The sequence below is a fragment of the Psychrobacter communis genome (assembly GCF_014836505.1).
Lineage (GTDB): Bacteria > Pseudomonadota > Gammaproteobacteria > Pseudomonadales > Moraxellaceae > Psychrobacter > Psychrobacter faecalis.
This window is the reverse complement of record NZ_JACSQR010000028.1, coordinates 1-15,568: the sequence shown is the minus strand read 5'-3', so window position 1 is coordinate 15,568 and position 15,568 is coordinate 1. Positions and strand designations below refer to the sequence as shown.

Annotated in this window: 13 protein-coding genes; 8 read left to right on the top strand and 5 right to left on the bottom strand. The window is 43.4% G+C overall.

Features of this window, described 5'->3' with window-relative positions; translation table 11 throughout:
- The first annotated feature begins 3 nt into the window (after nucleotides 1-3).
- Entirely contained in the window at nucleotides 4-1,098 is a 1,095-nt protein-coding gene (gspK, locus tag H9653_RS09560) for a type II secretion system minor pseudopilin GspK (RefSeq protein WP_225211703.1), read from the top strand.
- A 47-nt stretch (nucleotides 1,099-1,145) separates the two neighbouring features.
- Here gspK and H9653_RS09555 read toward each other — a convergent pair whose 3' ends face one another.
- The 3 genes from H9653_RS09555 to ychF form a co-directional block, all read right to left on the bottom strand.
- Nucleotides 1,146-1,826, bottom strand: a complete 681-nt coding sequence (locus H9653_RS09555) for a TetR family transcriptional regulator (RefSeq protein WP_191692145.1) — start codon at nucleotides 1,824-1,826, stop codon at nucleotides 1,146-1,148.
- Nucleotides 1,827-1,987: 161 nt separating this feature from the next.
- A complete protein-coding gene (locus H9653_RS09550; protein WP_191692178.1) occupies nucleotides 1,988-3,460 on the bottom strand; it encodes a deoxyguanosinetriphosphate triphosphohydrolase in 1,473 nt (490 codons plus the stop codon).
- 184 nt (nucleotides 3,461-3,644) lie between these two features.
- Entirely contained in the window at nucleotides 3,645-4,736 is a 1,092-nt protein-coding gene (gene ychF, locus H9653_RS09545) for a redox-regulated ATPase YchF (RefSeq protein WP_068405531.1), read from the bottom strand.
- 362 nt (nucleotides 4,737-5,098) lie between these two features.
- Here ychF and H9653_RS09540 point away from each other — a divergent pair, with 362 nt between their 5' ends.
- From H9653_RS09540 to H9653_RS09525, 4 genes are all read left to right on the top strand, one after another.
- Complete coding sequence (locus H9653_RS09540) at nucleotides 5,099-7,306, top strand: ATP-dependent helicase (protein WP_225211702.1); 2,208 nt, start codon at nucleotides 5,099-5,101, stop codon at nucleotides 7,304-7,306.
- 232 nt (nucleotides 7,307-7,538) lie between these two features.
- Nucleotides 7,539-8,786: an NAD(P)/FAD-dependent oxidoreductase gene (locus H9653_RS09535; RefSeq protein ID WP_191692143.1), complete on the top strand. Its 1,248-nt coding sequence runs from the start codon at nucleotides 7,539-7,541 to the stop codon at nucleotides 8,784-8,786.
- A gap of 101 nt (nucleotides 8,787-8,887) precedes the next feature.
- Entirely contained in the window at nucleotides 8,888-9,226 is a 339-nt protein-coding gene (locus tag H9653_RS09530) for a RidA family protein (RefSeq protein ID WP_068405525.1), read from the top strand.
- 278 nt (nucleotides 9,227-9,504) lie between these two features.
- Complete coding sequence (locus H9653_RS09525) at nucleotides 9,505-9,927, top strand: tetratricopeptide repeat protein (protein WP_191692141.1); 423 nt, start codon at nucleotides 9,505-9,507, stop codon at nucleotides 9,925-9,927.
- Between the two features lie 85 nt (nucleotides 9,928-10,012).
- Here the strand turns inward: H9653_RS09525 and H9653_RS09520 are convergent, their stop codons facing one another.
- Together H9653_RS09520 and H9653_RS09515 are read right to left on the bottom strand one after the other, a co-directional pair.
- Nucleotides 10,013-11,158, bottom strand: a complete 1,146-nt coding sequence (locus tag H9653_RS09520) for a glycerate kinase (RefSeq protein ID WP_191692139.1) — start codon at nucleotides 11,156-11,158, stop codon at nucleotides 10,013-10,015.
- Between the two features lie 82 nt (nucleotides 11,159-11,240).
- Nucleotides 11,241-12,593, bottom strand: coding sequence for a GntP family permease (locus H9653_RS09515; RefSeq protein ID WP_068405516.1), 1,353 nt, complete (start codon nucleotides 12,591-12,593; stop codon nucleotides 11,241-11,243).
- A gap of 234 nt (nucleotides 12,594-12,827) precedes the next feature.
- On the opposite strand from H9653_RS09515, the gene cobT reads away from it, so the two are divergent.
- From cobT to H9653_RS09500, 3 genes are read left to right on the top strand one after another with little or no spacing between them, the layout of a single operon-like run.
- Complete coding sequence (gene cobT / locus H9653_RS09510; protein ID WP_318242167.1) at nucleotides 12,828-13,895, top strand: nicotinate-nucleotide--dimethylbenzimidazole phosphoribosyltransferase; 1,068 nt, start codon at nucleotides 12,828-12,830, stop codon at nucleotides 13,893-13,895.
- Nucleotides 13,895-14,794: an adenosylcobinamide-GDP ribazoletransferase gene (gene cobS / locus H9653_RS09505; protein WP_082894306.1), complete on the top strand. Its 900-nt coding sequence runs from the start codon at nucleotides 13,895-13,897 to the stop codon at nucleotides 14,792-14,794. The genes cobT and cobS overlap by 1 nt, the downstream gene beginning before the upstream one ends.
- Before the next feature lie 37 nt (nucleotides 14,795-14,831).
- Complete coding sequence (locus H9653_RS09500; RefSeq protein ID WP_191692135.1) at nucleotides 14,832-15,428, top strand: histidine phosphatase family protein; 597 nt, start codon at nucleotides 14,832-14,834, stop codon at nucleotides 15,426-15,428.
- The last annotated feature ends 140 nt before the right edge of the window (nucleotides 15,429-15,568 follow it).

Genomic DNA, 15,568 nt, shown 5'->3' with positions numbered 1-15,568 from the left:
ACGATGCCTATAACCTCTATAAAAGCCAATTCTCAATGTGGCGTCGCACTGCTAACTATTTTATTATTGGTGGTTAGTATTACTGTGGTTGCAGGGGCAATGCTTGCTAGCCAAAAAATTGCCATTCGGCGTAGCGGCTTATTGTTTGACCAAAACCAACTCTTACAAGATATTAATGCAGGTCAGCAATTGGCGGTTACCTTGATTCGTGCTGATGCCAAATTAAATGATACTGATAGCGAGCAGGATATTTGGGCGCAGCCAATACCGCCTTACACCCTAGGCGGACATAGTATCGACATCGAATTACGCGATGAGGGCAGTCGTTTTAATATTAATAATTTATATCATAATGGCGCTGTCGATACTGCTGCCTTGGCCGTTTTTCAAAGGCTGCTTACACAGCTAAATTTAGAGCCTGATACCGCCGTTGCGATACTTGATTATCAAGATGCCGACAGCGAGGTCTACCAAGATGGCGGTGATGAAAATGTGGTATATGCTCAGCAGTCCAATCGCGGAGCGGATACAGCTTTACCCAACCAAGCCTTGCTTAGTATCGATCAATTAGCAGAGGTAAAGGGCGTTGATGCGCAAGTATTGGCGACACTGCGTCCCTATATCACGGCGGTGCCATATTATTTACCCATTAATATTAATACCGCCAGTCCTGTTTTGTTTGCTGCCTTGGTAGAAGGTGCGAGCAGCCAGCAAATGCAGAGTATCATTGAGTTGCGAGCAAAACAAGCCTTTAGCTCTGTCGATGATGTTTGGCAACTGCCCGTATTAAGTAGTGTAAAAGAAGAGGAGCGCAAAGCCTTGACGCCATTACTAGCGGTTGATAGCCAAGCCTTTATGGCACTTATTACCGCCTCTGATAATGCGACGGTTGGTCAAGCAAGACAACGCTTTGCGACCGTTATTATTAGCAAAACGGCCGCTGATGGCGACGCAGCAAATAGCAGCGATAATAATGGTAATAAAAACAGCAGTGATGCTAACAACGCTAATGGCAATGCTAATAACGCTGATAATAAAAAGCCCAAAGAGGTGCGTGTGCTAACGCAGCGACTTTGGGCGTTTAGGCCAATTTTCTAATGGTTATAGATAATTAGTAATAAATAGCATGCAAAAACTAAGTCTAATTAATCATTTAAACGGGTTTCTTCGGTAGATTTCCAGTTATAGGCACCATAAAACAGCATTTGTGCTTGGCGCGTGCAATTATGCAGCATCAGCTGTTTTTTCTTTTCAATCTCAGCCAAGTCGACCTCATCATCATGATCTTCGGTATAGGTTAGCTCGAGCCAGTCAATAATCCAAGAAAAAAACATATTGACCCCAGCTTCCGCCAACAGTCTACGATCATAAGTATTGATGTGGGTAAATGCCGGCTGTAGCGCTAAGTCTTCTGCTAGGTTTTGGCCGTGTTTTTTAATCAGCTCATTGATGGCTTTGCGTACCGCCTCTGAGCCGCCATAGCGTTCACTGACTAAGAACTGCCAGTAGCAAGGCTGCTCGCTGACCATATATAAAAACATTTGGATGCTTTTAGCGATTTGACGCTCAAAACTGCGTTTGCGCCCAATTTGCAAGTTTTCACTTAACGTTGCCATCGTACCGCCCAACTCTTCGATGACTAAGGCGCGACCAAGCGATTCCATGTCATCAAAATGGCGATAAAAGGCGGTCGGCACCACGCCAACCTCACGCGTGACTTGCCTGAGACTGATTGAGCTAAAAGACTGTCCTGTCATACACAAATCGAGCACCGCATTAAAAAAAGCGTGCCGTGTTTGAAGTTTCTTTTGTTCGCGACTACTCATAATATTTCAAAATTACCTGATAGATGTCTATCATACTCATTTCATTGCGAAAATACGAATAAAATAGAGGATTATCGTTAATGGTTTGCTTAAATTTTGGTTTGGCTCGGTTTTAAATTGTCTCTAAACTTCTTTTTAAACGAGCTGCTTAAACATGTTGTTTAAACAATGGTGCCCCAATGTCCTTGTAGCTCTTGCGCCAGTCGATAGGCTTCATGGTCATTCATACCGGTTATAAAGTCTAAAACATTAAGCATATTATCATAGGTATTATCTGCTAGAGTCCGGCGATGTTCATCGAGATGCGGCTGGAGTAATTTTAGCAAACGCTGCTGCTCAAAGGATATTTGGCTTATCGGCGCATCGGTTTCATTTGCCTCATTTGTCTCTTTTATCCAGGCGAGTGGCATAAAAGCATCGAGCAGGCGCTGCAAGCATTGATTGGCCATCAGCTCCATGCGTACCTTACTTGGGTGATTAAATATCTTTTCGCGTGCCAATTGCTTAGCTTGGTTAATGCCACTTTGTACGCTCGGCTCACAGTGCGCAAACAAGCTGCCTTGTAGCGTCCCCGCCAACATAGTATCACTATTGGCTACAAAGGCATCGGTGACGGCATTGACCAAACGCATCATTGCCCGTGCCCGCAGCGATGCCAAACGCTGTCTGACTGACACTTGATTGGGTAGAGTGAGCGTATCAGGGCGCTCGCCAATCAGCTCATAAAAAATGGCCGCAACCTCTGCATAGCTTAGCATATTCAAATTGATGCCATCCTCCAAATCTATCAGCGCATAGCAAATATCGTCTGCCGCTTCTAATAAATAGGCTAGCGGATGACGAGCAAAGCCATCGTGCTGCTTTGAATATGGCAAGCCTAACGTTTCAGCCAACTGCTCTAACTGCGCTGCCTCACTATAAAAGCAGCCAAATTTTTGCATGTTAATGGTGTGATTGCCTTGGTAAATGCGGTTGTTTTGATCAATAGATCTGTCTTGATAAACGGGATTGCTATGGGTCGCAAGCCAAGGGTATTTCATAAATGCCCCTAAAGTAGCGCAGGTTAAGCGCATACCGCCTAAATCAGGGTGATGCTCATTTCGGGTTAATATACGAAATCCTTGTGCATTGCCTTCATAAGCCAGTAAATCTAATTGCTCGTTATTATTCAGATTTTGCAAGACTTGCTTACGGTCAGGATGCATAAACCAATCACGAATGGCGTACTCTCCGGCATGACCAAACGGTGGGTTGCCAATATCATGGGCAAGGCAAGCTGCTTGGACAATGACACCGACATCAGCGGGCGCGACACCGTTCGGTAAGCCGCCGCCCAACTTATCATGCAGCTTCTCTGCCGCCATGATACCTAAAGAGCGACCAATACAAGAAACTTCGAGCGAGTGTGTTAAGCGCGTATGAATACCGAGCTGATTGGTCAGTGGATGAACTTGGGTTTTTTGGTTCAGCTGACGAAAGGAGTGTGAAAATACCAGTCTGTCGTAATCTTTATGAAAGGAGGAGCGTGCGCTGTCCTCGGCAGGAGCTTTTTTATGACTGCCTAAACGCTGCGCACTAAATAGTTTTGCCCAATGGTCACTAGAATTCGTGGTTTGATTAACAGAAACAGTCATCATTTATCGTCCGTTATTTATATCATTCTATTTTATTTTTGCTTTTAGAGAATTTAATTACTTTAACGTTATTCCCTTTATTATAATAAAAAAAGCCAGCGTTGAAGCTGGCTTTTGGTTGTTCTCTACTAAGACTGTGTAAACACGCAATCCGCTTGTACTTGTAAATATTAAACGTTGAACGTTAAACGTTAAAGCGGAAATGCATCACATCGCCATCTTGCACAATGTAGGTTTTGCCTTCTAAACGTGATTTGCCAGCAGCAGCTGCACCTTTTTCGCCGCCATACTCGATAAAGTCGTCATACGCAATGACTTCAGCGCGGATAAAACCCCGTTCAAAGTCGGTATGAATCACACCAGCAGCTTCAGGGGCTGTGGCACCAACAGCGACTGTCCAAGCGCGGACTTCTTTGACGCCAGCCGTAAAATACGTTTGCATATCAAGCAAATCATAACCGCCGCGAATCACTTGATCAAGACCAGCCTCTTCCATATCCATTTCAGCTAGGAAGTCTTTTTTGTCATCTTCATCAAGCTGAGCAATTTCAGATTCGATTTGATTGCATAGGGCAATGACAATAGAATCTTCGCCAGTGGCATAGTTGCGCACCGCATCTAGATATGGGTTATTTTCAAAGCCATCTTCGCTCACGTTGGCGATATACATGGTTGGCTTTAAGGTAATCAGACCATAACTTCTGATCAGTTTTTGCTCGTCTTTGTCTAGGTTAGCACCGCGGGCGGCTTTACCTTCTGCTAATAATGGCTCGATTTTTTTGAACACATCGAGCATAGCCGTCGCATCTTTGTCGCCACCTTTGGCTTTTTTGCTTAAGTTGGTAATAGCGCGTTCAACGGCCTCTAAATCGGCCAATGCCAATTCGGTATTGATGGTTTCGATATCATCGATAGGGCTGACGCGGCCATCAACGTGGACGACGTTGTCATCATCAAAGCAGCGTACCACGTGGGCAATCGCATCGGTCTCGCGGATATTGGCTAAAAACTGATTGCCCATACCTTCACCTTTTGAGGCGCCAGCGACCAAACCTGCGATGTCGACAAATTCCATCGTTGTCGGCAATACGCGCTCGGGCTTGACGATATCAGCCAATTTTTTTAGGCGTGGATCTGGCACAGGTACGATACCGGTATTGGGATCTTTGGTGCAAAAAGGGAAGTTTTCAGCGGCGATACCCGCTTTGGTCAAGGCATTAAACAGGGTGGATTTACCCACGTTTGGTAGACCGACGATGCCGCAATTAAAACCCATAACATGCTCTCAATATATTAATAAAATCAGGCAATAACAGACTTGGTATGTAGTCAGTATAAAGCTTGGTAAAATAGGAACTCAAAATTGGGCATATTGTAGCAAATTTCAGCCAAAATGGGTGAGGTTGTTGTGCTTGCTATTTTAATTTTTACGCTCAATCACAATACTTAGTAATCTGTTTAATACCGCGGTTTAATACCATCCTTTAATATCATCGTTTCATATGAGTGTTCGTTATCAATGTCCTTCAGCGCCCTGTCTATTATGATAAGCTACTACCTATAAATGATGATGCATGCTGCTGCTGCGCTGTCATCAATAGCCAGCACGATAAACCATACCAAAGGCAATTGTTAATAATGACCACCATTTTTGCTACCCACCATTATAATTATCCGCAAAATTTCGTTGACATGAAACCCAAGCTGACGCGGCTTGAGCAGGCGATTAAAAAGCTCGAGGCTAACTTGATAAATGCGGATGCTGAAATATTAGAGAAACGGCTTGCCAGTCATTTAGGGTTACAAGTGGATTACGCTCGTGAGCTGAACCCTAACCAGTTGTTGGCTGCCACGACTATTGAGGGCAAAGTATTGGTCATCGCCGGTGCAGGCTCTGGTAAAACCAAAACCTTGACTTATAGAACCAGCTATCTGATAGAAAATGGCGTCGCGCCAAAAGAGATTTTGCTATTAACCTTTACCCGCAAGGCGGCCAATGAAATTAAAAGTCGCGCTAGAACTTTGCTGGCAAGCCGTCTAGATGATAGTCACATAAATGGTAAGGCGCTAAATGATATCACTAGCGGCACTTTTCACTCATTTTGCAATATGTTATTGCGCCAATATTCTGGGCTACTTGGTATCAATCCGCGCTTTACGATTTTAGATACCGGCGATAGTGAAGATGCGATTGATTTGATTAATAAAGAAAAAAAGTATCCGACCAAAATAACCAATCAGGCGTTTCCGCGCAAAAAAACCTTGCAAAATATCTTTTCAACTTCTAGAAATCGGCGTATTCATATTCGCGACTTAATCGAAAGCAGTTATCCTGATATCGCCGTGCATATTCCAGTTATTGAGCAATTGGCGGTCGACTTTCATGAATATAAGCGCGCCAATCATTTATACGATTTTGATGACATCATCAGCCAAGTGGTGCGCCATCTAAAGCACAATGATACCTTTCGTCAGCTGCTACAACAGCACTATCGTTATGTCATGGTCGATGAATATCAAGACACCAATATTCCGCAAAAAGAGCTGATTGACCTCATTTGTGCGCCGGCGTCGGTATCACTGATGGTCGTTGGTGATGACAACCAAAGCATCTATGCTTTTCGCGGTGCCAATTATGAAAATATCTTACTATTTGGCGAGAGTTATCCTGAAGCAAAACTGATTAAATTAGAGCAAAATTATCGCAGTACCCCAGTGGTGCTGGATTATATCAATGCTTTGTCCGCACAAATCACGTTGGGCTATCAAAAGCAATTGTACTCGGGCGCGTCTATAGAAGGCATCAAGCCAATATTTCGCCGTTTAAGTGATGAAACAAAAGAGGCTAAATATATTGCAGATAAAATCATCGAATTAAAACCAGATTATGATTATCAGGATTTTGCTGTCTTGTGCCGCACATCTTTTCAATCCAACTACATTCAGCTTGAATTTATGGAACGCAATATTCCCTTTATTGTGGTAGGCGGCATTCGCTTTATTGAGCGGCGTCATATCAAGGACGTTTTAGCCTTTGTCAAAATACTTTATAACCCAAATGACACCATTGCATGGCACCGAATTTTAACCTTGTTTAAAGGAGTAGGAGCAGTGACGGCTACGCGCTTAACCCAAGCGATTAATGCCGATAGCAATGTAAATAAAAATGTGAATAGCGATGTTAATAGTAACATTAACAACAACACTTTCGAGCCGCTATTAGCACCATCATTTGCGAAGAAAAGCCCACAGCTTAAATCATTGCATACGACTTTAACCAAAGCCAGTCAGGCAGAGTCAGTGGAAATAGTGATTGAGCGAATTTTAGCGTTTTATATTCCTGTATTAAAAACGATTGAAGAGAATTGGCGCGAGCGTAGTGAAGATTTTCGTGTGCTTAAAAACCTAGCAACAGAGTACGACAGCCTCGATAAATTCTTAGAAAATCTTGCCCTCGATCCGCCCAATGATTCAGTTGCTACCGCAGGCGAGCCTGAAAAAGACGAAAATAGTAATGATAAAGTTACCATTTCTACCATTCATAGTGCCAAAGGGCTTGAATGGCCAGTGGTATTTGTCAACTCTCTCGTCGATGGTATGACGCCGCACTATCGCTCGCTCAGTGATTTTGAAGAGTTAGAGGAGGAGCGTAAGCTGTTTTATGTTGCTTGTAGCCGTGCTAAGAGCAGATTATTTTTAACTGCGCCCGAGTATTTCTCAAGCTATTCGGGTTACTTTGATAAGCCGTCACGGTTCATCGCTGAGCTACCTGCCGATAATTTGACGGTCGAGACTGGCAAGAAGCTTTTAGAAACACTAGCAAGTGAGGATCCAATTTGGTGGTGATTGGTTTATTCCTTGCATTTTGATTAGCCAAAATAGGTCTAATTTCTTAATAATTTCTACATTATTCCTATCAGAAATAGCTTTCAATTAAACGCATAACCAAAAGTATTAAATAGCAAAAATATTTCTATGATAAGGGTTTAATCTGATGCGCAATGCGTTACTATTACTCCCTTATCTGTTATTTCTCAACCTTGATATTCTGTATTAAAATCTTAAAAAAGGACGTGTTATGCGCTACGAAGTGATCGTTATCGGTGCAGGTATGGTCGGCACCTCAGCTGCTTGGCATTTACAAAAAAATAACGCCAAAGTTTTACTATTGGACAAAAAACTACCGGGCTCTGAGACTTCATATGGCAATGCTGGTTTGATTCAGCGCGAGGCGATTCATACCCATCCGTTTCCACGCCAGCTGACTGAAATGATACGCGTATTGCCAAATCAAGGCACTGATATTCGCTATCGAATCCCAGCGATTTTGCGCTATCATCAAGCGTTATTGCAGTATTGGAAATACTCGACGCCAGCTTCAATTAAAAAAATCGAAGCGGAGTGGCAGACACTGATTGAACATTGCACCAGTGAACACCAAACCATGATTGAAGCGTCTGGCGCTGAATATTTGATTAGCCGCAAAGGCTGGTTACAGTTGCATCGCTCTGAAGAGACGTTTAAAGCAGCTATTGATGCTGCAATCAAAGACCGTGATCAGGGCGTTGAGCACAATGTCTTGACGCTTGACGAATTAAAAGCGATGGAGCCGAGCGCCAATTTTGATGAGTTCGTTGGCGCGATTCATTGGCTAAACTCTTGGCAAGTGTCAAATCCGAGCTTATTGGTGAAATCATACGCAAAAAACTTTCAAGAAATGGGTGGTACCATCAAAGAAAGCGGTGTCAATGAAATCGTCCAAGAAGCAGATGGCTGGAAAGTTGTTACCGACACTGACACTTTTTATAGTGATAAATTGGTCATTGCTGCTGGGCCTTGGTCTAACGATTTAATCAAACCGCTTGGTTATGATTTGCCGCTGTTCCCAATGCGTGGCTATCATCAGCATTTTAAAGTCACGGAAAAAAACACCATCAACCATAGTATGTTTGATATGGATAAGGGTTTTGTGATGGGTCCGATGCAGCAAGGTATCCGCATCACCACTGGTGCTGAGATGACCACCATGAATGCGCCAAAGAATTTTGGTCAATTAAATACCGTATTAAAACTTGCGCGCAAAATTCTGCCGCTAGAAGATGCCGTCGAGAGTGAAGCGTGGGCGGGCTCACGTCCTTGCATGCCAGATATGAAGCCAGTCATCGGTCCTGCGCCGCAGCACGACAAATTATGGTTTGCCTTTGGTCATAGCCATCAGGGTTTTACCTTAGGACCCATGACTGGTCGTCTGGTAGAGGAGATGATTCATGACAAGCCATTATTGGTTGATATTAAACCCTTTAGCGCTGAACGTTTTTCTCGCTAACTCCTAGCTAAGCACTGTTTAAAAAAATCTGAACTGTTTATATATTTGACAGTTCAGGTATTTGAAAGAACTGAAACATTAAAAATTAAGGATAATAATTCATGCAAAAGCTGCATAGTAACCAACGTATGAGTCAGATTGTGATTCATAACCAAACCATTTATCTGTCCGGTCAAGTGGGTAATAGCGAAGAGGATATCAAAGCCCAAACCTTGACATGCTTAGAGAAAGTCGAAAAACTGCTGCAAGAAGTTGGTAGTGACAAATCAAAGCTGCTATCCGCAACCGTCTGGCTAAAAAGTATGTCAGACTTTGCCGCAATGAATGAGGTGTGGGATAAATGGTTTGAAGGCGTCCAGCCACCAGCGCGTGCATGCGGTGAATCAGCATTGGCTCGTCCTGAGTTATTGGTCGAGATTACCGTTATCGCTGCTGAATAATTGCTTATTTTACGCCAATCTCAACTTATCGTAGGTTTTTGATTTTTATAGAATTTAAAATCCTAATTGTTTTAACTGTAATTTTAAAAACTAAGTAAACCAATACCTTAGAAAAATAAGTTGAGAATGGGGTTTATTTTACTTGTTTAGGTTGAAAGCCAGATAAAATAAAAGGGTGTGATCGCTATCACGCCCTTTTCTATGAGCTATTGTTATAAATTAGTCTATAATCAACATCATTCAACGCCTATAACGCGCAACCAACAGGTTAACCCATCATGATTAATACCAAAATATATAAATCCATCTATGTTTTAGCAGAAAAGCTGCTAGAAGCGGACAGTAAGAACGATCAAAAAACCTTTGATGCGCTATATGCGCAGCTAAAAGATTTGTGTAATGAAAATGAAAAAAGCGATAAAGACCATCCTGAACAGTGGGAAACCTTGGCTGACTTTACCGAGGATTTGGATGAAGCGCTGGTTATATATCAAAAAGCATTAGATAAAGCCGCAGCGATTAATTCAAAAGACCATTTAGCATCGATTGCTTTTTCGATGGCTGAGCTGCAAATCGAATTGGGCCAAACCGATGCTGCGATCAAAAGTCTACAAAACGCTAAAATCAGCGCCAATAAAATCGAAGATAAAGAGTTTAAAGTCGAAATAAATGAATTGTTGGCGAAGTTGTTGGCAGAGTAGCTTTGTTAAAGCTATTGGTTATTGAGAAAAGCATTTTTTATGATACAAAAAGCGAGCTTACCAATTAAGCATCTATAATATAGTTCTATAAATACTGTTTTAGGCGTTGACCCAATTTTATCGCTGCGGCAATATTAGTAGCGGTAATTTCAATATTGTTATAAGCGTTTTTAAAGACATTATCGAGGGAATCTAGCTTTTGGATACTGGGCACAATGATGTCAAACTGGCTAGTCTGAGCGGATTTTAGCCCATCAACACTGCCGCAAATAGCAATCACGGGGGTATGACTCAATTTAGCAATTTGGCTAATACCACCTGCCACTTTGCCCATAGCAGACTGAGCATCAAGCTTGCCTTCACCAGTGATGACCAAGTCTGCATCGGCGATATGCTGTGATAAATTGGCCACTTTTGCCACTGTATCAAAACCTGACTTTAACTCCGCTTGGCAAAAGCTCATTAACGCATAGCCCAGTCCACCTGCTGCACCGGCACCTGCTACCTCTTGATGGCCTTGATAGCCATGCTGCTCGCACACATTTACAAAATGCGTTAACGATTTATCTAGCTCATGGACTTGCTGCGGGCTAGCGCCTTTTTGAGGACCAAATATGGCACTGGCACCCAATTCACCACATAACGGATTGGTGACATCACAAGCCACTTCAAACACCGTGTTTAAGACGCTTGCATGAAAGCTGGTCGCATCCAATCGTTGCAAGTTAGCAAGTGCGCCGCCGCCTTGAGCTAAGATGTTGTCATTACTATCATGAAACGTCATACCAAGCGCCGTTAACATACCAAGTCCTGCATCATTGGTAGCACTGCCACCAAGACCAATGATAATCCGCTTGACGCCTTCATTTAGAGCATCCTCAATCAATTCGCCGACGCCATAGCTGCTAGCAATGATAGGATTACGCTCTGCTACCGTCAATAGATGTAAGCCACAAGCTTGAGCGACTTCAATGACCGCAGTTGCATCAGGGAGTAATAAATATTTTGCGTTAATCGGTCGCATTAAAGGATCATGGACACGCACTTCTTTCCAGCGTCCACCTAACACATAAGACAACACTGCAGAAGTCCCTTCGCCGCCATCCGCCATCGGTAGCAGTTTATAGTCAGCGTCAGGAAACACTTGGCTGAAGCCAGATTGAATAGCGTGGCAGACATCCAGTGCTTCTACACTTTCTTTAAACGAGTCAGGGGCGATTAAAATTTTCATGACTTTCTCTTTAAATGTTTCTTTGAGTCTTTTTTAATTACTTAAATTTTAAAAATTGACTTTCAATAATTTACTTAAGGCGCTAGATAAATACCAAGGTCAATAGCCAAATAAAGATGATGCTGGTCACGCCTTGAATACCTGTCGCCATAGAATGGGCTTTGTAAGCCTGCGCCACACTCATACGACTAAACTGGCTAACAATCCAAAAGAAGCTGTCATTAGCATGCGAGACAGTCATCGCGCCTGCACCAATCGCCATTACACAAAATACGCGACCAAGCTCACTATCAAGACCTATTTGACCTAATAATGGAGCGACCATCGCCGAAGTAGTGACCAAAGCAACAGTGGTTGAACCTTGTGCTGTTTTGAGCGCCGCAGAAACGATAAATGGCATAAAAATACCAAGCCCTAGGGCAGATAACGTAGTACCCAAATAATCACCGATTGGCGTAACTTTTAGCATAGCGCCAAACGCGCCACCAGCACCAGTAATTAAAAGAATAGGCGCTGCGACTACCAAGCCTTGTGAGATGCTGTCACTAATCTGCTGTGTTTTTTGGTCAGTATTAATCAGTAAGAATGATAAAAACAAACCAATTAATAGGGCGGTTAATGGGTTGCCAATAAATATGAGAATATCGGTTAGTATGCCGCTACCAAATGGTGTGCTGGGTAAATTGGCAATAGACGATAAGCAAATCAATACAATGGGCACGATAATAGGTAAAAATGCCATAGTCGCTGATGGCAGTTTGCTGTAGTCGTCACGAGTCTTCATATTATCTGGTACGGCGACTGCGTCAAGGGCATCAATATTGTCAGGCGTGGCGTCAAGGAAGCGATTTGACCACAGCCAACCAGCAAGTACCGCAACGGTGGTGACGACAACACCGACCATGATGACCAAGCCCAAGTTTGACTCAAGACCCAAGTTGCCCGCTGCTGCAATTGGACCGGGTGTTGGCGGCACAAAGGTATGAGTGGCATATAAGCCAGTCGCTAATGCGACACTCATTGCCACGCTCGAAACTTTTAAACGCTCAGCCAAAGACTCTTTTAACGAGTTTAAAATAATATAGCCTGAGTCGCAGAACACGGGGACAGATACGACAGCACCAACGATAGACATGGTCAAAGTAGGGAAACGCGGTCCCAAAACTTTAATGACGGTTTCTGCCATCACGATGGCGGCACCCGTTTTCTCAAGGATTAAGCCAATGATGGTTCCAAACACAATGACCAGACCGATATATCCTAAGATACCGCCAAAGCCATCAGAGATAGTTTTTGCGACCGTATTAAGCGGTACTTGATAAAAAAGCGCGACCAGAAAGGCAGATAGTATTAATACTAAAAAAGGATGCCATTTTAACTTCGCAGTGGCAAAAATGATAAAAAGAATGGTCAGCAGCAGCCAAAATACGATCATTACTGTCTCTATATAGTTGTTAATCTCTTATCGCTATTAATGCAACTCACACAGCATTTAGTGAGTTTGGCGTCTAGCTTAACATCAATAGTGATATGCATTTTTAAAGGTGCATATTCTATCGTAAATCTATCCTACTAGGGAGTCTATTCGGCTCTCATTTGATTTTATTCGTGGTAAAGCTGAGATACTCTGCTAGTATGTGGGTTTTGTTTTAATTGTATAAATACGAGGGTGGTTTGCTTGAACACATTTATAGCACCAACGATTGCAAATATAGAAAATAACGAGCTGCGTCAGCAATTGCAGCAAATCGTTGACCAAAAAACCAAGCCGCTTGGCGCCCTTGGACGTTTAGAGACGCTCGCGGTACAGTTGGGATTGATTCAAGGTACGACCACGCCGCATATTGAGCAACCGCAAATTCGGGTATTTGCTGCCGACCATGGTCTAACCAAGCATGGCACATCGGCATATCCTAGCGCGGTGACGGCGCAGATGGTTTATAACTTTTTGCAAGGCGGCGCTGCTATCAATGTCTTAGCGCGTCAGCATGATATTGAGCTAAAAGTGGTCGATGCTGGTGTCGATGCCGACTTTGCCAATTCTCCTTTTAAAGACCACGCGCAACTGCTCGATTATAAAGTGCGTCATAGAAGCCGCGACGCCCTTAGCGAGCCTGCGATGACAGCAGAAGAGTGTTTAGCCGCATTAGAAAATGGTATGGACGTAGTCAAGAGTATGGCGGGCAATCTATTGATTGTCGGTGAAATGGGGATTGGTAATACATCCGCCGCCAGTTTATTACTGGCAAGATTGGGCGATATACCGATTAATGCTTGTATCGGTCGCGGCACTGGTCTCGGCGATGCAGGATTAAAGCACAAGGCAAGTATTTTAACTCAAGTATTAGCGCGGCACAGTGAAGCGCAAACGCCATTCGACATACTTGCGGCATTAGGCGGGCTTGAGATTGCGATGATGGCAGGGGCGCTGATGCAAGCAGCCAGTGAGCGCCGTATTCTTCTTATCGACGGTTTTATCGCTAGTAGTGCGTTATTGGTCGCCGAGCGTCTAGCGCCTGGTGTTGCTCAATATGCTGTCTTTGCTCATCATTCTGTCGAGCCGGGACATACGCATTTATTAAAACTGCTCAATGCTGAGCCGTTACTCAATATGGGTATGCGCCTAGGTGAGGGTAGTGGCGCGGCGCTGGCGTATCCATTATTACAGTCGGCTTGTGCGATTATCAATGAGATGGCAAGTTTTAATGATGCTGGTATCAGTGGACAAAATAGCTAATGTCACAATTATCAAAAAAGCCATCAAAACAACCATTAAATCAGACATTGAATCAACCAAATGCATTACCCCAGTCTCCGTCTAAACCAAGTATTAGTCAATTTATAAAGTATGAATGGCGTTTATTGTTAGTAGCAGTACAGTTTTTAACGCGTCTGCCCGTACCGCAATTTGCCAATTACAATCCGCAGTGGTTGCACCAGAGCAGCCGTCATTTTCCTGGGGTAGGTCTGTTAGTTGGGCTGCTTTGTGCAGGTATATTTTGGCTGTGTAGTTTTTTATTTACGCCTTTGGTGGCGGCAGTGGTAAGTACGGCCTTTGGAATTAGGCTCACTGGCGCTTTTCATGAAGATGGACTTGCGGATAGCTGTGATGGTCTAGGTGGTGGTCTGACTCGCGCGCGTACTTTAACCATTATGAAGGATTCGCGCTTAGGGACTTATGGTGTACTAGGATTGGTCTCGGCGTTACTTATCAAAATCAGCTTATTGGCGTCTATGTCTTTATCAGTGGCTATTGTGGCGCTGATTATTGGACATACGCTCTCACGTTTATTATGTATTAGTTTACTGGCGCTATTGCCTTACGGCGGTGAGATTGAGCATGCTAAAGCCAAACCGATGGCGCAGCAGCTGACGCCATTACAAGGATTATTGAGCAGTGGTTGGCTCATATTAGCGGGCTTGCTGGTCGTGCTCCTATTTCCTAATACCGTGCAGCAAATTGGTATTTGGCAATGGTCATTGGCTTTATTACTAGGCATCGTAGCGACGGATTATATGCGGCGCTTGTTGCGCAGGCGTTTAGATGGTTATACCGGTGATGGGTTAGGCGCCACGCAGCAGTTAAGTGAAATCGCTATTTATATCGGACTTGCTGCCTCGAACCCTTTTATTTAATGTTAAGCGTACTATTTAAAAAGGATAATGATAGCCAATGGTTTTGTATATTTGGCGCCATCCAAAGCCCATTGCGGCTAATGGCTTTTGTATCGGACAGACTGATATCAGTGTCGATAAACGCAAAATTAAACGCCTTGCTAATAAAATACAGCGCTTCGTGCGTTTTCATCAATTGCCAAAAGTGATTTGGGTCAGCCCACTACACCGCTCGTTAAAAGTCGGAGAAATATTGGCGCAGCATGGCTTTCTGTATCATGTCGCCCCTGAGCTGGCAGAGATTGATTTTGGTAATTGGGACGGTCAGCCTTGGGCGCAAATTCCTAAACAAGAGATTGATGATTGGTGTGATCATTTTGCAGATTTTGCCCCTAAGGGCGGCGAGAGTTTACAGCAGTTATTTGAGCGTGTGGAAAACTGGTTAAATGAGATGGCTGCGCAAAATAGGGGTCAAAAACCAGTATTAGCAGTCGGTCATGCGGGCTGGATAAATGCTGCCAGTATGATTGCCGCTCGGCAAGAGGCGCCAAAAATAGCGGCTGATTGGCCACAAGCAGTAAATTATTTACAATGCCGTAAACTAGATTTTCAACCAAAAAAGCTGACTGTTTATAATAGCCAGCTTTTTGAGTAATGATTTTTCTATCTAATTTTTATAATCGTCTATCTTTCATCAATATAGCAATAAAAACCTCTAATCTATCAATCTAACGAAAGAGGACTCCACCCGACGCTAGGGTGGAGGTGAATTTCGTATAGCCTAACTCTGCTGAT